The sequence below is a fragment of the Phocaeicola sartorii JCM 17136 = DSM 21941 genome, assembly GCF_054653615.1.
Genome location: NZ_BAAIFW010000005.1, coordinates 141,129 through 167,840, shown reverse-complemented (window position 1 = coordinate 167,840; position 26,712 = coordinate 141,129). Strand labels below are relative to the sequence as shown.

Here is a 26,712-nt window from a genome sequence, read left to right as displayed (position 1 = left end):
CCGGAGCTGTCTGTGGTGAATCTCCATTCCAACGATAATCAATAACACACATACCATGAAAAAAATTCCCGATTTAGGTTTCTGGAAACTATGGAATATCAGTTTCGGATTCTTCGGTGTACAGATAGCATACGCCCTGCAAAGCGCGAATATCAGCCGTATCTTCTCCACTTTGGGAGCAGACCCGCATAGTTTAAGTTATTTCTGGATACTGCCTCCGCTGGCAGGAATTATCGTCCAGCCCATCATAGGCGCACTGAGCGACCGTACTTGGACACGTTTCGGACGGCGTATTCCTTATCTGTTTATAGGAGCCTTGGTTGCCGTTTGTGTGATGTGCCTGCTCCCCAATGCGGGCAGTTTCGGGATGACGGTCAGTGCGGCCATGGTGTTCGGCCTGATATCACTGATGTTCCTGGATACCTCTATCAATATGGCCATGCAGCCTTTCAAGATGATGGTGGGCGATATGGTGAATGAAAAACAAAAAGGACTGGCTTACTCCATTCAGAGTTTTCTCTGTAATGCCGGCAGTCTGGCAGGATATCTTTTCCCGTTTATTTTTGCCGCCATCGGCATCAGTAACATTGCTCCCAAAGGTGTTATTCCCGATTCTGTCATCTATTCTTTCTATATCGGCGCATTGATACTGATTCTTTGTGTGATCTACACTTCGGCCAAAGTGAAGGAGTTCCCTCCCGAAGAGTATGCGGCCTATCACGGCATCACCCATGAGGACAAGAAAGAAAAGACAACGATGCTCAAGCTGCTGGTCAAGGCTCCCAAAGCCTTTTGGACAGTAGGACTGGTACAGTTTTTCTGTTGGGCCGCTTTCATGTTCATGTGGACTTACACCAACGGAACAGTGGCCTTGAATGTGTTTGACACACCGGTTATAGAAACCATGACAAACGGAGTTTCCCGGATGGTTCTGGATACCCAATCCGTACAATACCAGACAGCGGGGGACTGGGTAGGAATCTTATTTGCCGTCCAAGCCATCGGTTCCGTTATCTGGGCTACGGTCATCCCGATGATTCAGAACCGTAAATTCGCCTACATACTCAGTCTGGTATTAGGAGGCATCGGATTTATCTCCATCTTCTTTATCCACAATCAGTATGTTTTGTTCGCATCCTTTGTGCTGATAGGTTGCGCATGGGCAGCCATGCTGGCCCTTCCCTTTACCATCCTCACCAATGCATTGACAGGAGGACACATGGGAACCTATCTGGGACTGTTCAACGGAACGATTTGCGTTCCCCAGATTGTGGCTGCCTCTTTAGGAGGTAAATGTTCACCAGTCCGGACAACGTGGCTCCGGAAGTAAATATGCTGGTATTGGCCGGAGTATTTCTGATTATCGGCGCCGGCTGTGTAAGTATTATCAAAGAGAAGGAGTAATTTTTTTAATGTGCTAATGTGACAATGTGCTAAATAACATGTAAGCATTGGCATATTAGCACATTATTAAATATCCATCACTTTCTGTTCGAAAGTCTCCTTGTCTCCTATCGCCTTATTACGCATCTTGCTGCGGTAATTATAAATAGTTGCTAAAGAATATCCCAAGAAATGAGCAATCCGGTTGCTATCGGTTACACCCAGACGGATCAGAGCGAATATACGCAGCTCCGTAGTCAGCAACTCCCCCGATTTCGGATAGATTCTTCCCTCCTCTACCAGCAGTTCATTAAAGGACGTAATGAAATGAGGGAATAACTCCAGGAAAGACTTATCAAACTCATTATAAAAATCCTTCCGTTCATCTCGTATGAACTGCTCGGATTTAATCGCTTTAAACAAATCGTCTATACGGGAAGCCATCGCCAGTTTCGCCAAAGAACGGCGATAGAACTCCAACTTGTCCAGATAAATCACACACCTGTCCAGATAGCGGGCAATATATACTTCCTTGATCTTCCCCGTCTGTGCCAACTCAGCATTCACTTCCTGCATCTGCTGATTTGCCAGACTCAGATTCTGCCGCATGACTGACAATTTCTTCATCCACCGGTACAGATAAAAAATAGCAGCAAGCAAAAATAAAGAAAGCAAGCTGACACTGATTAAAAGGGTACGGGAAATCTGCCTCTCTTTCTCTTCTTTCAGTTTATAGGCTTTGTCAATAATAGGAAAGAACTGCGTTACCTCAATAAACCGCAAACGGGCATTACAGGCTACAGCATCCTCCATCGAGCAATTCAAATACTTATAGGCACGGTCCAGATCACCCGCCTCATACATCAGCTGGGCCAATTTCTGCAAAGACGCATATTCACGAATAGACGATTCCAAATCTGTAATAGCAGTCAAAGCCAGATAATAAATTTCTTTCTGAATATCCCCCCGCATATCATAAGCCTCGGAAAAAGTATAGTAAATATAACCTTTCTGCCGTTCATCCGGTGTTTCTTTCAATATATCCGACAATATGACCAAAGCAGAATCCACCCAGCCGTTAACGATCTTTTTCTCGGCCCATACAATGCTCCTGTCTACACATGGATCAGTAGCTATAAGAATAGAATCTCTGTAAGCATCGGTCTTTTTCAAGTACTTCACTTTTTCGGCATTATTGGTGGTATAATCGGCCACCCAACCATAATAAGCCCGATAAGTCCGGTAATAATAAGCCAAAGTCCCCCGTTCCAATTCCAACGGATCCACACGTTCCAATTGCTCCAAAGCCTCATTGTACATTCCCATCACTCCCATCACCTCAGCACGGTTAATGATAATCTCGTTCTTCAACTCCGGATGATCCAACAGGGGCAACAAATTCATTTTCCCATTAATATAATACAATGCGGAATCAGCTTGATAATGCAGATAAGCATTAAACAAAGAACCGCAAAGTTCATACTTCTCCCTGTTATCCCCAGAATGGTGAAGACGTTGTTTTAAATCCACAAGCTCTTTTTCCTTCTGAACATGATAAGCGACCTTATTATCAATTATCCGATCTAACTTTCTCAGCACTTCCTCATTGCTGTTTTTATCAGCAAACAATGAAGTTGCCAAGGTCAACAAAAACAATATAAGGAAATAGGTTACATTCTTCATCTTATATACTTATTATAGATTCACAAATATATAAATATAAGTAATTAGAATAAAGTTTTTCAACGAAAATATTTTCATTGACATTTATATTTTCAAGGATAGCACATAGGAAAAATCATCTAATTATCAGATACTTGGGTCTTAAAAACATTTATATTTTTATTCTAGTCCTCAAATTTCATCTGTTCCACTCCTACATTTGCAATATCCAAATGATAGGAGGATATAACACTAATTTCTATATATTATGAAAAGAACATTTGTACTTATGACATTACTCGCATTATTGGGTTTGCAGCACACAGTGTCCGCAAGCATCATAAAAAAAGTAGCCCCAAGTTTCTGGTGGGCGGATATGAAGAACCCTGAACTACAGATTTTACTGTATGGCGACAATATTTCCTCCAGTGATGTAAGCATCTCCTCTAAAGACATTCTGCTGAAAGATGTTGTCAAACAAGAGAATCCCAATTACTTAATCTTATATATGGATTTATCGGAAGCTGCTCCACAGACTTTCCAAATCACATTGAAACAGGGTAAAAAGCAAACCGTCGTGCCGTATGAAATAAAACAGCGTAAGGCAGCTGCTTCCAAAGTGGAAGGTTTCAACGCCGGTGACGTATTATATCTGATTATGCCAGACCGCTTCGCCAACGGAAATCCCTCGAACGATGTCGTACCGGGAATGTTGGAAGCTAAAGTAGACCGTAACGATCCGTTCGCCCGCCACGGGGGAGACCTCGCAGGGATTGAGAACAATCTGGATTATCTCTCCAACTTGGGAGTTACAGCAATCTGGCTGAACCCCATACAGGAAAATGACATGAAAGAAGGTTCCTATCATGGCTATGCCATTACCGATTATTATCAGGTAGATCGCAGGCTGGGCAGCAACGAAGAATTCTGCAAGCTGGTGGAACAAGCACACAGCAAAGGTATGAAAGTCGTTATGGACATGATTTTCAACCATTGTGGCAGCGAAAACTATCTTTTCAAAGATATGCCTTCCAAAGACTGGTTCAATTTTAAAGGAAACTACACACAAACTTCTTATAAAACAGCGAGCGTACAGGATATCCACGCTTCCGATTATGAACGCAAGATAGCCGTAGACGGATGGTTTACAGAATCAATGCCCGACCTGAACCAACGCAACCGCCATGTAGCCAGCTACTTGATCCAAAGCAGCATCTGGTGGATAGAATATGCAGGGATTAACGGCATCCGCCAGGACACGCACCCATACGCCGATTTCGACATGATGTCACAATGGTGTAAAGCCGTGACCGATGAGTATCCCGATTTCAACATAGTAGGTGAGACCTGGTTGAACAGCAATGTACTGGTTTCTTTCTGGCAGAAAGACAGCAAACTGGCCGCTCCCAGAAATTCCAATCTCCGCACCGTGATGGATTTCCCGCTGATGGAGCAAATGAACAAAGCCTTTGACGAAGAGACAACTGACTGGAACGGCGGTTTATATCGTCTTTATGATTATCTTACTCAGGATCTGGTATATGCAGACCCGATGAACCTGCTCGTGTTCCTTGACAACCATGACACTTCACGCTTTTACTTAAATGAAGAAGCCACACAAAATACCGAACGCTACAAACAAGCACTTGTATTCCTGCTGACCACACGTGGCATTCCCCAGATTTATTATGGGACAGAAATCCTGATGGCGGCAGATAAAGCCAACGGCGACGGTCTGTTACGTTGTGATTTCCCCGGAGGATGGAAAAATGACCCACGCAACTGTTTCAATGAGGCTAACCGTACTCCGCAGCAAAATGAAGCCTTTGCCTATATGCAGAAATTACTCCAATGGAGAAAAGGGAATGAAATCATAGCCAAAGGCGGATTGAAACATTTCGCTCCCAACAAAGGAATTTACGTTTACGAACGAAAATACGGAAACAAATCGATAACGGTTCTCATGAATGGAACAGACAAAACGCAAACCCTTGACCTGGCTCCATACAAGGAAGTACTTCCGGCAACGTCAGCCCATGATGTTTTAACGGATGAAAACATCAACTTGGACAAAGACTTGACGCTTCCAGGCCGTGGAATACTCATCTTAGAATTTTAGTACAATCAGCAAATGCTTATAATTTAATACCAGTATATATTATGAAATTTAAAAAGAATCTTTCACTTATCGCATTTCTCTGTATCTCATTCATGGCAAATGCACAACAGAGACTGACCTCGCCGGACGGAAATCTGGAGATGACATTCACACTGGACGACCAGGGCGCTCCCACGTATGAGCTGACCTATAAACAAAAGGAAGTTGTCAAACCCAGCAAATTGGGATTGGAATTAAAGAAGGAAGACGCAAACGCCCAAACCGACTTCGAATGGACTGATAAAAAAGAGATAGACAAACTGGATATCAAGACAAACCTTTATAACGGTTTCGAGTTAAAGGATGTCCGGACATCTACCAACGATGAAACATGGCAACCGGTATGGGGAGAAGAAAAAGAAATCCGCAACCATTATAATGAATTGGCGGTCACGCTGAATCAGCCTGCCAATGACAGATATATCATCATCCGTTTCCGTCTGTTCAACGACGGGTTAGGCTTCCGCTATGAATTTCCACAGCAGAAAAACTTGAACTATTTCGTGATCAAAGAAGAACATTCACAATTTGCCATGGCAGGTGACCACACCGCTTACTGGATTCCGGGAGATTACGACACACAGGAATATGACTACACCGTTTCCCGCCTGTCGGAGATCAGAGGATTGATGAACAAAGCCATCACCCCCAACTCTTCACAGACTCCGTTCTCACCAACAGGTGTACAGACTGCCCTGATGATGAAAACAGACGACGGCTTATACATCAACCTGCACGAAGCAGCCTTGATAGACTATGCTTGTATGCACCTGAACCTAGATGATAAAAATCTGGTATTCGAATCATGGCTGACTCCGGACGCACAAGGTGACAAAGGATATATGCAGACATCCTGTACTTCTCCGTGGCGTACCGTCATCGTTAGTGATGATGCCCGCAACATTCTTGCCTCACGCATCACGTTGAACTTGAACGAACCTTGCAAAATAGCAGATACTTCTTGGATCAAACCCGTGAAATACATCGGTGTATGGTGGGATATGATTACAGGAAAAGGCTCATGGGCTTACACAGACGACTTATCCAGTGTAAAACTAGGTGAAACCGATTACAGCAAAACAAAACCTAACGGCAAACACTCCGCCAACACCGCCAACGTAAAACGCTACATTGATTTTGCAGCAGAACATGGATTCGACCAGGTATTGGTAGAAGGCTGGAACGAAGGCTGGGAAGACTGGTTCGGAAAAAGCAAAGATTATGTATTCGATTTTGTAACCCCCTATCCTGACTTCAACGTAAAAGAACTTCAAAGTTACGCTGCAAGCAAAGGCGTAAAACTGATGATGCACCATGAAACATCGGCTTCCGTACGTAACTATGAACGCCACATGGACCAAGCATACCAATTCATGGCAGACAACGGATATAATTCTGTTAAAAGCGGCTATGTAGGCAATATCATTCCACGTGGCGAACACCACTATGGACAATGGATGGACAACCACTATCTGTATGCAGTGAAGAAAGCTGCGGACTACAAAATCATGGTAAACGCCCACGAAGCTGTACGTCCGACCGGAATCTGCCGCACCTATCCCAACCTGATCGGTAACGAATCGGCACGCGGTACTGAATATGAATCGTTTGGCGGTAACAACGTAAACCATACCACCATCCTGCCTTTCACACGATTAATAGGCGGCCCGATGGACTACACTCCGGGTATCTTTGAAACCCACTGTAACAAGATGAATCCTACCAACAACTCACAGGTGCGTTCTACCTTGGCACGCCAACTGGCTTTGTATGTAACAATGTACAGCCCATTACAGATGGCCGCCGACATACCCGAGAACTATGAACGCTTTATGGATGCTTTCCAATTCATTAAAGACGTGGCCATCGACTGGGATGAAACCAAATACCTGGAAGCCGAACCGGGAGACTATATTACCATTGCCCGTAAAGCCAAAGGAACCAACGACTGGTATATCGGCTGTACGGCAGACGAGAACGGTCATACTTCAAAACTGATATTTGATTTTCTTGACCCGGACAAAAAATACATCGCAACCGTATATGCAGATGCAAAAGATGCCGACTGGAAAGATAATCCGCAGGCATATACTATCCGTAAAGGCATTGTGACCAACAAAAGCAAACTGAACTTACACGCAGCAAGCGGTGGTGGTTATGCAATCAGCATTAAAGAGGTAAAAGATAAAGCAGAATTAAAAGGCATCAAGAGGTTATAGAAAGTGATCTTTTGACAAACAGTTAACATTAATCCTCATAAAATGTAGCCGGATGAGCCTTGAACAGTTCACATATAGTTATATTTTTAAGATAAGCCAATCAGTATATTATACTATGAATCAATTATATATGATTTGCACTAGCACTAAATCATTTATATTTTTATTCTTGTCTCAAAAATCGCTCTATAAGACCGCTACATTTGTAACAAACAAAACAAAAAGTAAGTGAGGATGATGGTTAGCTAAAGCAGCCGCCAATCATTCTAAAAGGTAAAAACATACATTATAACAGAGATTGATTAGAAAATCAGGTTGTTTGGGAAAACAGTTTTCAATAGGTATTTTTTAACTGAGAATATAAACTTGAAATAATTATTTAACTTTAAATTTAAAGACATGAAAAGAAACTTGATGTTCAAGGTCCTACTAATGTTAATGGTAGGATGCTTCTTGTCCATAGACGCATTTGCTCAACAAATGACTGTTAAAGGACTTGTAAAGGACACAACAGGCGAACCAATTATTGGAGCCAATGTTGTGGTGAAAGGAACAACCAATGGTACTATCACAGATTTTGACGGCAACTTCCAGTTAAATGCCAATAAAGGTGATATAATCGTTATTTCATTTATCGGATATCAGTCACAGGAGGTCCCCGCCGCCCCATCTCTAAACATTCTTTTGAAAGATGATTCGCAAATGTTGCAAGACGTTGTGGTTATCGGTTATGGTACGGTAAAAAAGAACGATGCTACCGGCTCTGTGACTGCCATCAAAGCGGAAGAAAAGAACAAAGGTCTTACAGTCAGCCCTCAAGACATGATTGCCGGTAAAGTGGCAGGTGTCAATGTAGCCACATCGACAGGACAGCCGGGTGGAGGTTCAGCCATCCGCATCCGTGGAGGTTCCTCTCTGACCGCCAGCAACGATCCGTTAATTGTAATTGACGGAGTAGTCATGAGTTCAGGTTCCGTAGAAGGCCTCTCGAATCCCCTAAGTTCGGTCAACCCCACCGACATAGAAAGTTTCACGGTATTAAAAGATGCATCGGCAACCGCCATCTACGGCTCCCGTGCCTCTAATGGTGTAATCATCATTACTACCAAGAAAGGCAAGACAGGTTCTGTGAAGATAAACTATTCGGGCAATGTCTCTGTCAGCACCCGGAAAAATAAAATAGATGTCATGACAGGAGACGAATACCGCGATTTCATCATCAACAACCCCAACGCAACGGAAGCCATGATTACAGCCGTCAACCTTTATCCGGGAGTAAACACCGACTGGCAGGACGAAGTGATGAGAACCGCTGTTTCCACAGAACACAATATCAGTGCCTACGGTTCTGTCAAGGACTATCTTCCCTACCGTGTTTCTTTTGGTTATACCAATCAAAATGGTATCCTGAAGACCTCGAACTTTGAGCGTTACACCGGAAGCGTTTCTTTGACTCCCAAATTCTTTGACGATCATTTGAACATGAACCTGAACGCCAAAGGCATTTACATCAAAAATCAGTTCGCTGACACCGGTGCCGTTGTGGGTGCAGTGTCTTTCGACCCCACCAAGCCCGTTAAGAATGACAACAATAAATTCGGCGGATACTTCACCTGGACTACGGATAATGACCCCAACGGTACAAAGGCATCCTCTGCCGGTGTCAACCCTGTATCCCTACTTGAGATGACAGACGACCAGTCAAAAGTCAAATCCTTCATCGGGAATGCCCAATTTGACTATAAAGTCCATTTTCTGCCCGACCTGCGTCTGAACCTGAATGTGGGCATGGACTATACCAAGAGTGACGGTGACAAATATGTTGATCCCACCGCCCCCGGTTCGTATGGTGAAGACCCTCTGAAATCGGGAAGCAACTACCTTTACTTTTACGAAAGAAGAAATACCTTACTTGATTTCTATGCACAATACAGCAAGGATTTCGCCAAGCAGCACTTTGATGTCATGGCAGGTTATTCCTATCAGAAATATCATTATGAAAGCAACAAAGAGACATGGTATCTTTCAAGAAACGAAGAGAACTTCGGTGAAAGAACAAGCATGAACGGAGACCAGCAACCGGCTGAATCCCAATATGTCCTATTATCATTTTACGGACGTTTGAACTATACGGCATGGGACAAGTACCTGTTGACTTTCACTTTACGCGATGACGCCTCTTCACGTTTTGCCAAGAACAACCGTTGGGGATTATTCCCTTCCGTAGCCCTAGGATGGAAAATGAACGAAGAAGCTTTCTTGAAAAAGTTCAAGGATTTAAGTGAATTGAAACTTCGTTTGGGATGGGGTATCACCGGCCAGCAAGATATCCAGCAAGGTGATTATCCTTATATGTCTTTCTGGAGATACGGTCAAGGTGGTGCCATGTATCCCATCTATGATGAGTCAGGAAATGTAAAATGGGTGAATGTAGTATCACCTTCAGCTTCCAGCCCCGATTTGAAATGGGAGCAGACCACTACTTATAATGTGGGTATAGACTATGGGTTCTTTAACAACCGTATCAACGGTTCGGCCGATTTTTACATCCGCGATACAAAAGACCTGATCAATGTCGAAGTGAATGTTCCTGCAGGTACCGACTTTGCCGAATATGTGGTGGCCAATATCGGTTCATTGAAAAATACCGGTTTTGAATTTGCCATCAATGCAAAACCCATCGTTAGTTCTACATGGAACTGGGATTTAGGCTTCAATGTTGCTTGGAACAAAACTGAAATTACCAAACTGGACTACAATGACAACAGCGACTCACCGGGCAAACGCTTTGAATCGACCGGAGGTGATGGTGGCAAGACCATTAAAATACACAGCGTAGGCTATGCTCCCGGAACTTATTATGTATTTGAACAAGTATATGACAAGAATGGTAACCCGATGGAAGGAGTCTATGTTGACCGTAACGGTGATGGTGAAGTGACTGAAAAGGACTTATACCAGTATCATAAGCCCACCGCTGACGTGATTATGGGATTCAACTCCAAAGTATCATATAAGAACTGGGACTTCGGTTTTAACGGACGCGCCAGCATAGGGAACTATAACTACAACGGTATAGCAGCCAATGCCGCTATCGGCACCAGCGCCATTTTCAGCAACAGCGCTTTGTCCAATCAACCGAAAGCCGCATTCAGGACCAATTTCCAAGAAAGACAGCGCCAGTCGGATTATTACATCCAAAACGCTTCTTTTTTGAAGATAGATAATATCACATTGGGATATTCCTTTGAGAATTTCCTCCAAGGAGCTAAATACCACGGTTTGTCGGGACGCCTGTATGCCACTGTACAAAATCCCATTACCATCACTCCGTATGACGGCCTCGATCCTGAAGTAGACGGAGGTATGGACCGCCAGGTATATCCTCGTCCTATCAGTGTATTGTTCGGTGTTAATATCAACTTTTAATAAAGAAACAGTATGAAATTCAATCTTAACATAAAAAAATACGTTTTCGTAGGAGCAGCCATTCTCTGCCTGTCCACATCCTCCTGCATAAATGATCTGGATCAAAATCCAATCATAGACAAAGGCCAGTCCGAAATTATCAATGAGTCAGACTGCCAGTCTTTCCTCGCCAAAATTTATAGCGGTTTCGGCTTGTCCGGCAATGTAGGACCTTCGGGAGGTGTTCAAGACCTTCAGGGTCCGGATCAGGGTTCTTTATGTTTCCTGCGCGGACTGCTGTCCCTTGAGCTATACCCTACCGATGAAGCCCTTTGGAACTGGAAAGATGAAGGTATAGTGGAACTCTGTACCAATAATTGGGACTATACCCTGTTCTACGCTTATACATTTTATCAAAGAGCCATGCTGAACATCCGGTATTGCAAAGAATTTCTAGACAATTATCCGGAAGACTGCGGAATACCTAATATCAAACAATTCAGAGATGAAGTCCGTGCCCTGCGAGCCATGAACTATTACTATCTGATTGATGTATATAGAAACCCGGGATGGGTATGGGATGACAGCCCCACTAATGACAAGTCCTGGAAACCATCCCAATTGGGAGCTAAAGAAATATTCGACAAAGTGGTAACCGAATTGAAAGATCTTTCAGAAAACAGTTCTCTGCCGGAGAAAGGTACGATGGGCACCTACGGGCGCATGACTAAACCTGTAGTCAATACCCTTTTAGCCAAGATGTACCTCAATGCCGAAGTATATACAGGTACACCCATGTACGACCAGGCAGTCTCTTATGCCAATAAAGTCATTCATGAAGGGGGCTTCGGATTGGAAAAGAATTACAGGAATCTGTTCTGTGGCGAGAATCATCTTTCCCCGTTGCATGGCAATGAGATTATTTTCGCCATTCCTTGCGATGGTGAAAATGCCAAAAGCTATGGAAACAGCATTATGGTCACAGCGGCAGCCTACGGTGGTTTGCTTAATCCCAAATGGTTTGGCATGGACGCCTCATGGACTTGTTTAAAGCCCTGTTCACAACTAGTCAAACAATTCGATTATTCACCGGTGGCAGGATACGACCACCACGGAAGCACCTTAAAGAAAGACAGTCGTTTTATATTCTTTGATGTAAAGGAATATGTGGATGGTGAAAACGGAGACAACTGCACAGAGCAAGGAGTGAAAACCCGTAGAGACGTAGTTCCTGTCCTGACCGATTGGAACAGCGGTTATCTCTGCCACAAATTCACCAATCTGGGCTGGGATCAGAATGAAGTCACCCCTTCCGCATGGCCCGACACAGACTTCCCCCTGTTCCGACTGGCTGACATCTATTTAATTTATGCGGAATGTGCCGCACGACAAGCAACCGGAGCTGATGTCTCTACCGCTGTAGGTTATATCAACTTATTGCGCGAAAGAGCCAACGGTGACAAATCGGGCAATATCTCCGGTTCCGATCTGACTCTGGATTTCATTTTAGCGGAACGCTCCCGTGAACTATATTGGGAAGGTCAGCGCCGCTCGGATCTGATACGCTTCGGCAAATTCACTAAAGAATATGCCTGGGACTACAAAGGCGGCCCTCAAGAAGGTATAGCCAATATTGACAGCAAGTTCAATATCTATCCCATCAGCGATAAAGACTTGACAGCCAATCCGAACTTGGTTCAGAATCCGGGCTATGCCACACTAAAATAACAGTTTAACCTTATAAATTTGAGAAACAATGAAAAAGATGATATACTTATTCATCCTCGTATTCAGTCTGAGCACACTTGTAGCGTGCTCGGACGATGAGGGCACTCCTGTCTTCACAGAGCCGACCGAGTTTGTGCTTAATGTTCCTAAATACGCATCGGGCATCTATGATTTAAAGAACACAGCCACCATACAACTGACCTGTTCACAGCCCGATTATGGTTTCACAGCTGCCACGCGCTATACTGTAGAAATCGCTCTGGACCAGGCTTTTGAAAAGAATGCGACTCTGGACACCAAGTATTCAACAGCCAAAATGGAAGTGGACGCACAAGAAGTTGCTGTCGCTATTTCCAATTTATTAGGAGTAAATGAAGACGAGTTTCCCAAAGCCCCCATACCTTTGTATGTTCGTCTGACGGCTTCCGCCCTGACCGACAACAAATCCGAGATAGCAGGCAGCACCATCACCTCGAACATCATAGAATTGCCACAAGTTCTCCCCTATTATGCTTTGCCCGCAGTGACTCTGCCCACCAATCTATATCTCATCGGCAGTGTGTGCGACTGGGATTGGAGCAAATGTTATTCCATGATTCCGGTTCATTCCAACGAAGGTATGTTCTGGTCCATGCAATATCTGGGAGCCGATGCAGACGGAAATAAAGCCGCATTCAAACTGAATACAGCTACATCGTGGGACAACAATCAAGTAGGAATCCAGGGAGTGACCATCAGTGAAGCATCTAAAAAACTGGTGGATGCAGGAGGCGAAGATAACATTGAGATTGGTAATCCGGGATGGTATATAGTAGTCGTGAAAGTCACTCTCGAAGGACGGAATTATAAATACGCAGTCGATTTCTACAAGCCCGAAGTGTATCTGACCGGTGATACTTCCGGCGGCTGGGACTCATTCACAGAGGCCAATATGTTTACCGTTCCCGAGGGCAAAGGAGAATTCGTATCCCCCGCCTTCGTTGCATCCGGCGAAGTACGCATGTGCATCAAGTTAGCAGACATTGACTGGTGGAAAAGCGAATTTATTATTCTGGGAGGTAAGATAGAATATCGCGGTACCGGTGAAGACCAGGAACGCGCCATGGGAAATGCAGGTCAAAAAGCCTATCTGAACTTTATTGACAATAAAGGCGCCATCAAGTAAATCATCCCTTAAATTACAAGATTATGAAAAAAATTAATTTATATATGTTATTGATATTCATTGCAGCCCTGACGGGCTGCGATGACAACGTCAACGATCATTTCGCATTGCCACAGACCAACCCGCAAGAACCAGTACAAAACGTAGAAGGGTTCACCCTGTCTTTAGGAAGTTCATGCACAGCCCCGATCCTTTTCAAGGACTTGGATGATGCAACCCTGCTGGAAGTTGCCAAACTGACCGACCATCCGGAACTGACAGAAGGAGACACCATCAATCTGAAAGTGGAAGTTTCGAAAGATGAAACCTTCACCCAAGCAGTCCCCTTGCCCTGTAGCGTTAAAAACGGAACAGCTTCCGTCACTGCAGGAGAACTGGAAGAGGTTGTAAAAGAGATCTATGGCAAAGCTCCCTATGCACGGACACTCTATGCACGCGCGACAATCTATATCGTAAGCCACACCTCAGCAATAGCCCTTCCGGAAAAAATAACACTGGGAAAAATTGAAGCGACTCCCGAAGCTTTGTTCATCGACACCGCCTATTACTTGATAGGGGATGTAAATGAATGGAATTCCGAAGCATTGATAAAATTCGGTCATAGCGGAAAAGATGTATATGAAGATCCGGTTTTCAGCATGATTGTGGAAATGCCCAAGGATGAATGTTACTGGAAGATTATTCCACAAAGCAATGTCGATGGCGGAGATATTTGGGCACCGGGGGCACTGGGCGTAGCCACAAACGGTGACGACTCTGAGAGCGGCCTGTTAGTGACAGAAAACCCGCAAGCCGGAAAAATCCCTGCCAAAGGATGGGTGAAAATCACCTTGAACATGCTGGAATATACCTATAAGATAGAAGCATTGGGAAATATCAGCCCGTTCCTTTACGTTCCGGGCGGACACCAAGGATGGAAACCAGAGACGGCGCCTTATCTTTATTCTACGGATATGACTCATTATGACGGCTATATCTATATGGATGCGGATAACACATTTAAACTTACCTCACAGAAAGACTGGAAGGGTACAAACTATGGCTATGCCAGTGACACCGAACTGAGCACCGATGGAGGAGCCGGAAACCTGAGTGTCACAGAAACCGGATTTTATCGTATAGAAGCCAACCTGTCCACCTTGACTTATAAATTCAGTAAAACCGAATGGGGAATAATAGGCGACGCGACCCAAGGAGGATGGGACAATTCAACCCCCATGACACTGAATGCGGAAACCGGTGAATGGAGTATAACAACCGAACTGGCAGCCGGAAACTATAAATTCCGCGCCAATAACAAATGGGATATTAATCTGGGTGGAGACTTGAACCATCTGACTTATGGAGGAGACAATATCACTACCGAAGCTGGTACTTATGTCATTACCCTAAAATTAGGAGACGCAAGCAACTATCATGCCACTGTAGTCAAACGCTAAATAATTGATCCGAAAAGACATCAAGCACCTACCGTTTATCCGATAGTGCCTGATGTCTTTTTTCATCTTACCCCTTAAATAACAAGATTATGAAAAAATATACTTTTCTTTTTTTCCTAGGACTCGTCGCGAGTTTATTCACTGCCTGTTCCGATGACGATAACTTGACCGATTCCATCACTCCGGCTCCTGAAAGTGAGAACTTCTTTGCCAATGGAATGACATTCGCCTCACAACCCGGAGTAAGAAGCATCACTTTTACAGCCGGCAGAGCCTGGCAGGCTGCACTGGATGAACCTGGAGCAAACAACTGGTGCATCGTAACTCCGACCCGGGGAGAAGCCGGAACTGTTACTGTCTGCATCACCGTCAATGAAAACGAAAGCGATGCCACCCGGAATGTCCATCTGAACCTGATAGCGGGAAGCGCACAAAAATCGTTCACCATCTCCCAAACCCCCAAACCCATTGTCATACCCGAAGGACTCAGCTATTCTTTGGAAGAGCCTGATGCCGACCGACCGCTGACCATCTACTACAGAGCGGCCAGCTCTTCTCTCCTATATAACTATCAGGGAACAGTATATGCACATACAGGCATTATCAGTGAAGGCTCTTGGTCATACGTACAAAGTGAATGGAATGAAAACACGGACAAGTGTAAAATGTCCCAACTGGATAATAATGTATGGACGCTTACCTTATCTCCGTCCATCCGCCAATGGTACAGTTCAGAAAAGACCCCGGTCAAAAAATTAGGATTCGTACTCCGCAACGAAGATGGAAGTCTGCAAACCGAAGACCTCTTTATACCTGTCACAGACAATACTTACCAAGAATTTGTTCCGGCCTCTATCAAGAAAGGAACGTTGCCTGAAAATGTAGCAGAAGGCATCAACATTATAGACAACTCTACAGTCACCCTCGTCCTTTACGATAAAGACACGGACGGGAACCATAAAGATTTCGCCCATGTGGTAGGTGATTTCAATCATTGGCAACTTAGCAACGAAGACAATTGCCAGATGTATCGCGATGATGCCAGCGGTTGCTGGTGGATCACTCTCAGAAATCTGGATGCAAACAAAGAATATGCCTTCCAATATTATGTAGGTACCAGAAATGGTGAAACCATCCGTCTGGGAGACGCCTATTGCGAAAAGATACTCGATCCTGATAATGACTCCTATATATCCTCTTCCACTTATCCGGATAACAAAAGTTATCCCGAAGGAGGAAAAGGAATCGTATCCGTTTTCAAGATACAGCAGGATAACTACCGCTGGTCAGTATCTGACTTCAAGATACCCAATCCGGAACAACTAGTCATTTATGAGATGCTTCTCCGTGATTTCACGGCAAGTAATGACCTCAATGGAGCCATGCAAAAACTGGATTATTTGAAATCACTGGGTGTTAATGCCATTGAATTAATGCCTGTCCAGGAATTTGACGGCAACGATAGCTGGGGATACAATCCATGCTTCTTCTTTGCTCTGGACAAAGCGTATGGAACAAAGAAAATGTACAAAGACTTCATTGATGCGTGCCACAAGGCAGGAATGGCAGTTATTTTTGATGTAGTTTACAATCATGCAACCGGAAGTATGCCGTTTGCCAAATTGTACTGGAACAGCGCAAACAATAAGACAGCCCCAAACAATCCCTACTTTAACGTAGACGCACCTCACCCTTACAGCGTATTCCACGACTTCAATCATGAAAGTCCTTTGGTACGTAAATTCGTGAAACGCAATCTGCAATTCTTATTGAATGAATACCATATAGACGGATTCCGTTTCGACCTGACTAAAGGTTTTACACAAGCCGCATCAACCGAAAGTAGCGCTTCCAATTACGACAAGAGCCGCATCGAGATTCTGAAAGATTACCACGCAGCCATCAAAGAAGTGAAACCCGAGGCATACGTTATCCTGGAACATTTCTGTGATAGCAAAGAAGAAAAAGAACTGGCCGAAGACGGTATGCACTTATGGCGGAACATGAATAACGCCTATTGCCAGACCGCCATGGGTTGGAACGATGACAGCGCATTTGACGGACTGTACGAAAGTATCCCCGCATGGATAGGATTTATGGAAAGCCATGACGAAGAACGAGCCGCCTACAAGCAAACCCAATGGGGAGATGAAGCATTGAAAACAGACTTAACCACCCGTATGCGGCAACTTGAAGTGAACGCATCCTTCTTCTTCACTGTACCCGGCCCTAAAATGATCTGGCAGTTCGGAGAGATGGGATACGATGTTTCCATCGAAGAGAACGGCCGGACAGGAAAGAAACCGCTACACTGGGAATATCTGGAGAACAAAGACCGCAAGGCTTTACACGATAGTTATTCACGGCTGATAAAATTACGCAATGATAATCCCGAATTATTTACCAGCACCAGCCAATTCTCATGGGAAGTCGGTACAAGCAACTGGGGGCAAGGAAGATTCATCACTTTATCTTCCACAACCAAGCACATGTTAGTTGCCGGAAACTTCAGCAAGACCGATGGAGCATATACCGTTACTTTCCCCGTTACAGGCAAATGGTATGATTATCTCACCGGTGATGAGGTTGAAGTGAAAGATGCAACTCAGAAAATGGAAATTCCGGCACACAGTTACCGTATTCTGACAACTTTCCCATGCCTCAACTAATTGTTGATCTTGGCGAGGCTGTCTGATAAGTTTTTTCACTACCATCGTGTTCCCTGTAGGGGCGGAATGCTTCTGCCTGATACCACAAAGAAGGTGTATCCGGGCAAATTCAATCCGCCCCTACAGCCAACGATCCGACGGTTACTGCAAGCACTGCTCTTACGTTCTGTCTAAAAAGAGTATCCTAAAGACGCCCAGAACGTATTTCGGGCAAGGTATTCATGCCCTGCAAACAGCCATGCAAAATCCAGACGCACACCGGCATATTCCACTCCCGCTCCAGCAGTAGCATAACTGGCATCTCCTTTCTTCTTATCACCGCAATGATAACCACCACGCAACATCACCAGTTCCCTCCATGCATATTCCGCACCGGCACTTACACTTAACGCCTGTACGTCGGCAGGTGAAAGTCTGTAACCCAAATCGGCAGTCAAAGTCAATTTATGCATTTGTAAAAAAGGCAGGTCGGCAGCACCTCCCACTTTAACCGTTGCAGGAAGAGCCTCTTTAGAAGTCAGATAGTTTATTTTCGGTCCAAGATTACTCGCATGAAGCCCGACCGACCAGCCGGCGCCCTCCCAATCATTTATCCCGCACTTATACAATACTCCTAAATCAAACGCCACAGAACTTGCGCCACGGCTATTGCCTATCCTGCCCATATCCGAAAACAAGTATTTGAAAGTAGCGGAAACAGAAAAATTCTTTATAACCTCGTATGCATAACCAGCCTCCACGGCTATTTCTTTGGGATGTATGCCCGAAACACCCTCCCCTGTTCCATCCATCTCCGGATAGCCGAAATAACGGAAACCTAACAGAATGGCATTACGCTGATTGATTTTGTAAAAACCACCCAAGCAATGAAGAGAGTATCCGGACTCATAGTCACGCATCCATGGAGAATAAGTATAAGCAACCCCACCTCTGCGCGTCACATCCGATAAAGCTGCCGCACCATTATGAAAAACGGCATGATCTCCTCCCGGAGCCGCCACACCGGCTCCCCCCATGGCCGCGCTGCGCGCATCGGCCGGTATAGTCAGATAGTTTGCCGCTCCGGTATTGACAGGTCCGTAATCCTCCTGAGCATAAGCCTTGGCAAAAGTTATGCCTATTATAAACAGACCTAATCCTATTCGTCTCATATTCTTTATTTTTTCGGGATTAGTACTTGATAAATTTCTCTCTGAATTCCATTCCTTTAGCCTGATACACTAAGGTATAATATCCGGCAGAGAGTTTGGTTATGTCCACAGCATGCAGGGATGCGGCTTCAAGTTCCAGATGAAGATCCAGCACCTTGCTGCCGATGCCATTATACAAAATCAATTTCCCATTGCCGGACATACTACTGCTCACACTGAATATCAGCATATTATCAGTTATTTGATTGGATTTTAAGATAAAAGGATGAAGATTGGAGACATCGATCTCTAAAGCGGCAGCGGCATCCACACATCCGTGTCCTAACTGACCGGCATATCGCGGATTATATTCATCCAAGTCGTATGCACTCTGATAGAGGATCTCCTTCAAAGCCTCCGGTGTAAACCCTTTCTTGCCTACCCCATACTTCTCTATCACCAAGGCCGCTACAGCACTGACCAGCGGGCACGCCATCGATGTACCAGCCAAGTATTCATAATTATTGGATCGTTCCGTAGTCGTGCTCCAAATCCGTCCGTCTCCATCCAACGATCCGCCGGGAGCAGAAATATCCGTATAAGTGCCATAATTGGAATAAGAAGCTTTCCTATAATCGGCCTCAATGGCTGCAACCGCAACAACCTTTTCATAATCAGCCGGTGCCGCTATCCTGGGATCGGACGTATTCGCATTACCTGATGCAAACAATACAATACCTCCCTTCATGGGACTTCCGTCAAGTTGCTCTCCTTTGTTATCACATCCGGCATATTTTATAAAGTAATCAATAGCTTCCTTATGTACAGGATTAATATACGAAGAAGCATTCCTTCCCGCCCTAGTGGCAGCGTATCCCCAGCTGTTCTGGCTGATGACAGCTCCATTATCAGCGCCATACTTAATCGCTGCGGCAATAAACGGATCAGAAGCTACTTCTCCTCCGATAGAGGTAAGGCTTTTCAAAATCTGACAACTCATGAGTCTCACCCCACTGCCGGGAGTTCCGTCCCCCCCTGCAATGCTGCTGATACCTGTTCCATTATTATTTGTCGCACCGATAGTGCCCGCCACATGAGTCCCATGGCGGTGAGGAACCAAAGTCGCATTATCATCCACAAAATTATAACCATGTATGTCATCCACATATCCATTGCCATCATCATCCATACCATTACCTGGTATCTCATCCGGATTCGTCCATAGATTATCCTGCAAATCAGGATGTTCCTGATTAATGCCTCCATCTACAACCGCTACAATGACAGCCGGATTCCCATTATATTGTTTCCACACATCAAACAAACGGATATCCGCACCCTTCTTCTGCCAAGACTCCGTACCGGGATTATCCAGATACCATTGTCTGGACAGATCCGGATCATTGAACAGCCACTCTCCCGTCCGGACGCCATACAGGCTCCACGCTGTTTCCGGCGTTGCCCTGGATACAATCTTAGGAACAGGTACAGCCATTTCAATACCATCCAGAAAAGCCACTTCGGTAGCAGCACGGGTGGCCGATGTCTCTTTAGAGAACCAGACATTATACCATAAATGAAGCCCCTCTTTACGGGTACGTTCTTCAAACTTGCCGGCATAAGGGAAAGTACGTTCCATTCTCTCGATTTTCAAAGAAGAAGCAGCCCGATCCAATACCTTGACTCCTGTCGTTACCGTGTTGCCTATGCTCCTTACCCCCACCTCTCCGGCTGGTTCTTCTTTCAATTTCACATAAATGCAACCCTGAAGCACCTCTTCTTCCGATAAATCAAAAACAGGCTGTTTCCCTTCCGGTTCATCTGGAACAGAAGAAAGTTCTTCTTGATGGCATGAGGCTATCAATATAGTCATCAGGAAAAAAAAGACGGTCTTTTTCATTATACTATCTTGTGTTGTTAATTGAAGTATTTAATTATTTCACAAATATAGCGTATTTTCCCGATCTTACAATAAAAAAGAGGAAACCTCATCCTTAAGACTTTTCCTCCTATTCAATTACTACGTTCTTCCACTGTGAGACGTACATCTTGCTATGGAAGGATGCAGTAGCTTTCTGTATAAAAGGTCTTGACCATACAGCAAAAACGCTTTAGCGTGCAGCATGAGGACAGTTGTGTGTATCAGAACACCGGAATAGAGTAAACCAGCCCGATGGAGACGCGTTGGGTATCCGGACTCATGCCTCCCAAGGCCTGCGCACGCCGGGCCAAATGATGTCCTTTATATAAAAAATGGGCAAAGAGAAGCAGTTCGCTATTGCGCATCGGGAAATACTCCACACAAGCCTGCGCATTCCATGTCGTACGATAAAGCCCTTTCTCAAAATGCCCGTTTGTCTTATAAATACCAGCCCTCTCATAAGCGCCTTTCAGGTAAAGATTCCAATTAGGATGGATACGATAGTCAAAGTTCACCACGGTAGTAAAGTATTCCGCATGCTGCGCTGTAGACGGAGCCGACAGAACAGGGCCTTGCAAGTCACTGATAATTCCTTTGCTATCCAATCCTTCACGAGAATACATCAAATCAACATAAGCGATAACAGGACCTTTCTCATATATATTACCCGCCGTAAAACAATAAAGGTTTTTACCTTCCGCCAGCTGTCCGTATGACGCCGCATAACGCAATTGCACCGCATTATCAAAGAAGAGCCCGTTCCAGTTCACGGTTGACAGAACAGGGACTTTGGCCTTTTCCACCCCTTGTGGCAAACCGTAAAGATAAGTCTCATCATTCTCTCCGCTACGGTTGTTTACTACCTGAAGCACCAACTCATTGGCAGACGACAAATTGAATCTTCCGGCTACCCCCGCCTGATAGCAACTGATATTATCATTAAACTCACTATACTCGCGTACCTTGATGGCATTGACATAATATTCATATCCTCCCAAGGCGATATCTTGTTTTCCGACATTCAAAGTGAACTTATCGGACATCTTCCAATTTACCAGAGCATACTCAATAGAAGAGGATAAATTATCCAGCGAGTGCGGATTACTGTATTTATTGAACGACTGACGGAAATGATAAGAGAATTGCTTGCTGAAAGAACCTAATATTTCCAGCTTCACACGATTCAGTTTGAAAGAGGCGTCTTCCAAATCGCCTTCAACAAAGTTGGCAACTCCCGAAGTAGAGAATTGCAGATTCATGTGCGCCGAAATATCCGGATTGCTGTTCGGGAACAGACGTCCCACCAAACTGCGGATAGAATCATCCGGACTGATTAAGGGCTGTTCTTGAGCCTGCATAGCCGAAACGACGCATAACAGGATACAGCACGACAAGAGTAATCTTTTCATGGGGGCTTTTCGTAGTATTAAATTTTGGTTAATATAATAAATCGGGAATGATACAAACCGGACAAGATTTACATCATTCCTCTTCTCTGCAATTCCTCTGCCGCAATCTCCAGCTCCTTATACCATTCCTCGCCAAATTTCCGTACCAACGGTTCTTTTAAGAACTTATAAACAGGCAGATTCTCTTTTTGTCCCAGCAACACTGCGGCTTTACATACGTTCCAACGATGATAATTCACCGCTTTGTAAGGACCATAATCACCTATACGGATGGGATAAAGATGACAGGAGATTGGTTTATAGAAATCGGTCTTACCTGCCCGGAAAGCTTTCTCAATGGCACAATAACAATATCCCTTCTCATCATGACAGGTAAATACACAGTCTTTATGATTGACGATGGAAGTTACCAAATCGCCTTCTTCATCCGTATAAACCACTCCCTGTTTATCAATCACCGCCCGTGCCTCGGGCGAAAGTTCGTCCCAAATAACAGGAAGCACCTCTTCCAGTTTTTCCACTTCCTCCAGTTCTACCGGTGCGCCGGCATCCCCCTCTATACAGCACTCACCTTTGCATGCATCGAGATTACAAAGAAATTTCTCACGAAACACATCAAGGGAGATTACAACATCATCTATCTGAATCATCTTTATATTAAATTAAAATGTCATTCTGAACAAAGTGACGAATCCATGCTCATTACAGATTCCCCGCCTTGTCCAGAATGACAAATAAATATACTTCCTACATTATTTTATTAAATCCCGTCCGGTCATGTCAGCAGGCTGAGCCATGCCCAGAATATGCAGGATAGAAGGAGCAACATCCGCCAACACACCATTTTCCACTTTGGCATTCTTGTTCTCTGTCACATATACAAACGGAACAGGATTCAAAGAATGGGCCGTGTTAGGTGTACCGTCTCCGTTCAATGCATGGTCGGCATTACCGTGGTCGGCAATGATGATTACTTCATAATCATTATCCTTAGCTGCTTCCACCGTATCTTTCACGCACTCGTCAATGGCCTTCACTGCTTTTTCAATAGCCTCATAAATGCCTGTATGACCTACCATATCGCCATTGGCATAATTCACAACAATGAAATCGAACTTCCGGGTCTTGATAGCTTCTACCAGTTTGTCCTTCACCTCGTATGCGCTCATTTCAGGCTTCAAGTCGTAAGTGGCTACTTTCGGAGACGGAACCAGGATACGTTCTTCCGCATCATACGGAGTTTCACGACCACCATTGAAGAAGAAAGTTACGTGAGCATACTTTTCTGTTTCTGCGATGTGCAACTGAGTCTTGCCGTTAGCTGCCAGATATTCACCCAACGTATTCTGAACATTTTCTTTGTCGAACAGAATATGAACGCCTTTGAAGGACGCATCATACGGAGTCATGCAGTAGAACTGCAAGCCCGGAATAGTATGCATGCCTTGTTCCGGCATATCCTGCTGGGTCAACACAACGGTCAATTCCTTGGCACGATCGTTACGGTAGTTGAAGAAGATAACCACATCCCCTTCCTTAATAGTACCATCTACAGTAGAGTTATGGATCGGTTTGATGAATTCATCTGTAACACCTTCATCGTATGATTCCTGCATAGCCTGAACCATATCAGCAGCTTGCTTTCCTTTGCCTTCAACCAACAGGTCGTATGCTTCTTTCACACGCTCCCAACGCTTGTCGCGGTCCATTGCATAGAAACGGCCGACGATGGAAGCAATCTTACCGGCTGATTTTTCACAGTGTGCGGTCAGTTGTTCAATAAAGCCTTTACCACTCTTCGGGTCTGTATCACGACCATCCATAAAGCAGTGGATGAATGTATTCCCAATGCCATATTCTTTAGCAATATCGCAAAGTTTGAACAAATGATCGAATGAACTGTGCACGCCACCGTTTGAAGTCAGCCCCATGAAGTGGATGTTCTTGCCGTTTTCCTTTGCGTAAGAGAAAGCGGAAACAATTTCGGGATTCTTCATTATGCTATTGTCGGCACAAGCACGGTTAATCTTCACCAAGTCCTGGTAAACGATACGTCCTGCACCGATATTCAAGTGTCCTACTTCGGAGTTACCCATCTGTCCGTCGGGCAAACCTACATTCTCACCGCTAGCCTGCAATTCAGAGTGCGGATAGTTTGCCAACAGTGAATCCCAGTAAGGAGTGGGAGTGTTAAAGATTACATCGTCTTTACCTTGATCACCGATACCCCAGCCATCAAGAATCATTAAAAGGGCTTTTTTGCTCATAATCTTATTTTGTTTAAAGTTTATCCTTGCTTTTTCCGGGTGCAAAGGTACAAAAAAGCCCTGTCAATGAATAATGTTTCGCCTATTTTTTACAGAGGAAGCTCAATGATAAAACGCAGTCCGTCTTTAAATTCCGTATCCCGGATCAGTTTGGCATTCATACGCCCGGCTATCATTTCACAAACCAGCAAGGCAATATCCGACGCACCGGCAGAATCATCCAGAGTGACGTTGCCGGATTTCACCTCACTCTGTGTTACTTTTCCGGTAGCCGTGAGGTAAATATGGGCCGACTGCTTCCCAGCCTCTGCATCCAGCTGATAGGACACAACAATATCCCCCTGCTCCGTAGCACGGTTGACATAATTCAGCAAATGTCCCAATATATAACCCAGATAAGTCTGATTGGTGCATACCACATCATTTTCCTGATTGCCTGTCACCTTATATTCTATCCCGGGCTTCATGGCATCCTTTTTCAACGTTTCCAATTCCCAAGTACAAAGAGTATGAATATTGGTCCAGTCCAGCGGGAGATGCCCCTCGTTACTATCCAGACGGACTATTTCCAGAATATTGTCCATCATCCGTCTTATTTGGTTGGAATGCTCGCTGATAATCTTCAGGAATGTTTTTCTCTCAGCCTCATCGACATCACTATCCAGCAGAAAGTCCGAAAAGCCTTTAATCGCATTCAGCGGAGTGAAGATCTCATTGCACAAATTCCGGATAAACGCATATTTCATCCGCTCGCTCTCCCTCAACCGTCCGCCCGCCAGCACCAGCTTATGGTTGGTTTCCTTCAGTTCCTTATTCAGCGCCTTGGTCTTCCGCAGATAAAAAACAGTGTACAGAATGGTACACACCGCCAGCACAAACAACGCCAGCAGAAAAAGGAGGCGCATATTGCTTTTTTCCGCCTCCAAGGTCTTTTTCTCCAGCATCAGCCGGGCCACCTCCTGCTCTATCTCGGCCTCCTTGGCCTCCGCCGCCTTTGTGGTTTTCTGGACTTTTGCCAGCATGCTGTCGTATAGTTTGAAAGCCTCGAACCCTTCCTTATATAGATGCAGGCTGTCACACAAGGCAATCTTCTCCCTGACATACTGCGAGGCATGCGCCCCCATGTCCACACTATGCAGATAAGTCACCATAGAATCACAAACCTGCAATGTCTTCCTCTTGTCATTTATACTGGAATAATATCTGAATGCGGTAAACAGATACTCGTAAGTGGGAGTGAAATTGGCATCTTCGGGATAGCGGCGGTTCAGTTCCACAAATCTCCGGAAATATGCGTCGGCTTGTGCACGTCCCAATGTTTCAGAGGAACAAGCCAGCATGGAGTATGCGTTCAGGAAATGTCTCTGATTCGTAAATTTCCGTTTTCTGGTTTTCAGGTAGGTCTGATATTCTTGCAACATAGCCAAGTAGCGCAACCCATACCTCACCCTCACCGAATCCGAGAAAGCGTTTCCGCATATCTGGAAAAAACAATTGGGGCGAAACAGCATGGCGGTACGTATCGGCAGGCCCTCGGTCTGCTGAAGTGTCAGATCAAAGTACCTTATCACATCGTCCGCTTTCGTCTCATAGTCTATTTCCGCCCTGGAAGTTGTAGCCGCTCCCATCAAATAATAATCGGCCGCCTTTTCCAGCCTGCTTGCCTGTTGATTGTTTTTCAGCCTCAGCAGCACCTGTGTCATCAGGCTGTCTCTCTCGGAGTTATCCTGATAGTACACCACTCTGACATCCATGATGGTACGCATGAACTTCAATAGATAACGCTTGTATTCGCTGTCGGGAAGCACCCTCTCCGCCTCAGCCAGATAATGCCGTGCGGTATCTTTCACATCATGATTGATATAATGCCGCAACAGTTCCGTCAAGGCTTCCTCCTGATAATATTCATCATCGGATGACAAAGCCTCCTCATAGAGCCTTTTTGCCCAATAAAGATGATCTTCCCCTCTGGTCCCATCCATCGAGTCTGTCAGCACTTCCAGTTTCTCCGCCTTAGATAAAGAAGAGTCCAATTGTCTGATAAAAAAATCTTTCCCCACATTCTCCGCCTGGATGTTACAGGCGGAAATTCCTACTAATAATACGATAAGTATGCGTTTCATAAAATGATTGTTTTTTCTGAATTCCCCGCAA

The 26,712-nt window shown here is 44.8% G+C and carries 14 protein-coding genes and 1 pseudogene; 8 read left to right on the top strand and 7 right to left on the bottom strand.

The features are described 5' to 3' along the window. The first annotated feature begins 55 nt into the window (after positions 1 to 55). Positions 56 to 1,404 (top strand): annotated as a pseudogene (locus ACYQ0C_RS00785) (MFS transporter). 66 nt (positions 1,405 to 1,470) lie between these two features. Here the strand turns inward: ACYQ0C_RS00785 and susR are convergent. Continuing rightward, positions 1,471 to 3,066 (bottom strand): SusR family glycan utilization regulator, encoded by a 1,596-nt coding sequence (gene susR, locus ACYQ0C_RS00780; RefSeq protein ID WP_016275176.1) that lies wholly within the window; start codon positions 3,064 to 3,066, stop codon positions 1,471 to 1,473. 247 nt (positions 3,067 to 3,313) lie between these two features. Here susR and ACYQ0C_RS00775 point away from each other — a divergent pair, with 247 nt between their 5' ends. The 7 genes from ACYQ0C_RS00775 to ACYQ0C_RS00745 all read left to right on the top strand — a co-directional run bounded on the left by ACYQ0C_RS00775 (position 3,314) and on the right by ACYQ0C_RS00745 (position 17,831). Continuing rightward, complete coding sequence (locus tag ACYQ0C_RS00775; RefSeq protein WP_016275175.1) at positions 3,314 to 5,164, top strand: glycoside hydrolase family 13 protein; 1,851 nt, start codon at positions 3,314 to 3,316, stop codon at positions 5,162 to 5,164. 41 nt (positions 5,165 to 5,205) lie between these two features. After that, complete coding sequence (locus ACYQ0C_RS00770; protein ID WP_016275174.1) at positions 5,206 to 7,422, top strand: glycoside hydrolase family 97 protein; 2,217 nt, start codon at positions 5,206 to 5,208, stop codon at positions 7,420 to 7,422. Positions 7,423 to 7,821: 399 nt separating this feature from the next. Continuing rightward, positions 7,822 to 10,851 (top strand): SusC/RagA family TonB-linked outer membrane protein, encoded by a 3,030-nt coding sequence (locus tag ACYQ0C_RS00765; RefSeq protein WP_257463636.1) that lies wholly within the window; start codon positions 7,822 to 7,824, stop codon positions 10,849 to 10,851. A gap of 12 nt (positions 10,852 to 10,863) precedes the next feature. Next, positions 10,864 to 12,558 carry a RagB/SusD family nutrient uptake outer membrane protein gene (locus tag ACYQ0C_RS00760; RefSeq protein ID WP_016275171.1) on the top strand — a complete coding sequence of 565 codons (1,695 nt, stop codon included), beginning with the start codon at positions 10,864 to 10,866 and terminating at the stop codon, positions 12,556 to 12,558. A gap of 28 nt (positions 12,559 to 12,586) precedes the next feature. Then, positions 12,587 to 13,723 (top strand): SusF/SusE family carbohydrate-binding protein, encoded by a 1,137-nt coding sequence (locus tag ACYQ0C_RS00755; protein ID WP_016275170.1) that lies wholly within the window; start codon positions 12,587 to 12,589, stop codon positions 13,721 to 13,723. A gap of 23 nt (positions 13,724 to 13,746) precedes the next feature. Continuing rightward, complete coding sequence (locus tag ACYQ0C_RS00750; protein WP_032941360.1) at positions 13,747 to 15,162, top strand: SusF/SusE family outer membrane protein; 1,416 nt, start codon at positions 13,747 to 13,749, stop codon at positions 15,160 to 15,162. Positions 15,163 to 15,251: 89 nt separating this feature from the next. Continuing rightward, positions 15,252 to 17,831, top strand: coding sequence for an alpha-amylase family glycosyl hydrolase (locus tag ACYQ0C_RS00745; RefSeq protein ID WP_016275168.1), 2,580 nt, complete (start codon positions 15,252 to 15,254; stop codon positions 17,829 to 17,831). 170 nt (positions 17,832 to 18,001) lie between these two features. On the opposite strand, the gene ACYQ0C_RS00740 is transcribed toward ACYQ0C_RS00745, so the two are convergent. From ACYQ0C_RS00740 to ACYQ0C_RS00715, 6 genes are all read right to left on the bottom strand, one after another. Beyond that, entirely contained in the window at positions 18,002 to 18,982 is a 981-nt protein-coding gene (locus ACYQ0C_RS00740) for a PorV/PorQ family protein (RefSeq protein ID WP_016275167.1), read from the bottom strand. Positions 18,983 to 19,001: 19 nt separating this feature from the next. Further along, positions 19,002 to 20,861, bottom strand: coding sequence for a S8 family serine peptidase (locus tag ACYQ0C_RS00735; RefSeq protein ID WP_016275166.1), 1,860 nt, complete (start codon positions 20,859 to 20,861; stop codon positions 19,002 to 19,004). A gap of 242 nt (positions 20,862 to 21,103) precedes the next feature. Beyond that, positions 21,104 to 22,291, bottom strand: a complete 1,188-nt coding sequence (locus ACYQ0C_RS00730) for a porin (RefSeq protein ID WP_016275165.1) — start codon at positions 22,289 to 22,291, stop codon at positions 21,104 to 21,106. Positions 22,292 to 22,359: 68 nt separating this feature from the next. Then, positions 22,360 to 22,941: a DUF3109 family protein gene (locus ACYQ0C_RS00725; protein WP_016275164.1), complete on the bottom strand. Its 582-nt coding sequence runs from the start codon at positions 22,939 to 22,941 to the stop codon at positions 22,360 to 22,362. A 102-nt stretch (positions 22,942 to 23,043) separates the two neighbouring features. Next, on the bottom strand, positions 23,044 to 24,558 hold the full coding sequence (gpmI, locus tag ACYQ0C_RS00720) for a 2,3-bisphosphoglycerate-independent phosphoglycerate mutase (RefSeq protein ID WP_016275163.1): 1,515 nt from the start codon (positions 24,556 to 24,558) through the stop codon (positions 23,044 to 23,046). A gap of 89 nt (positions 24,559 to 24,647) precedes the next feature. Further along, positions 24,648 to 26,681 (bottom strand): sensor histidine kinase, encoded by a 2,034-nt coding sequence (locus tag ACYQ0C_RS00715; protein WP_016275162.1) that lies wholly within the window; start codon positions 26,679 to 26,681, stop codon positions 24,648 to 24,650. Between the last annotated feature and the right edge of the window lie 31 nt (positions 26,682 to 26,712).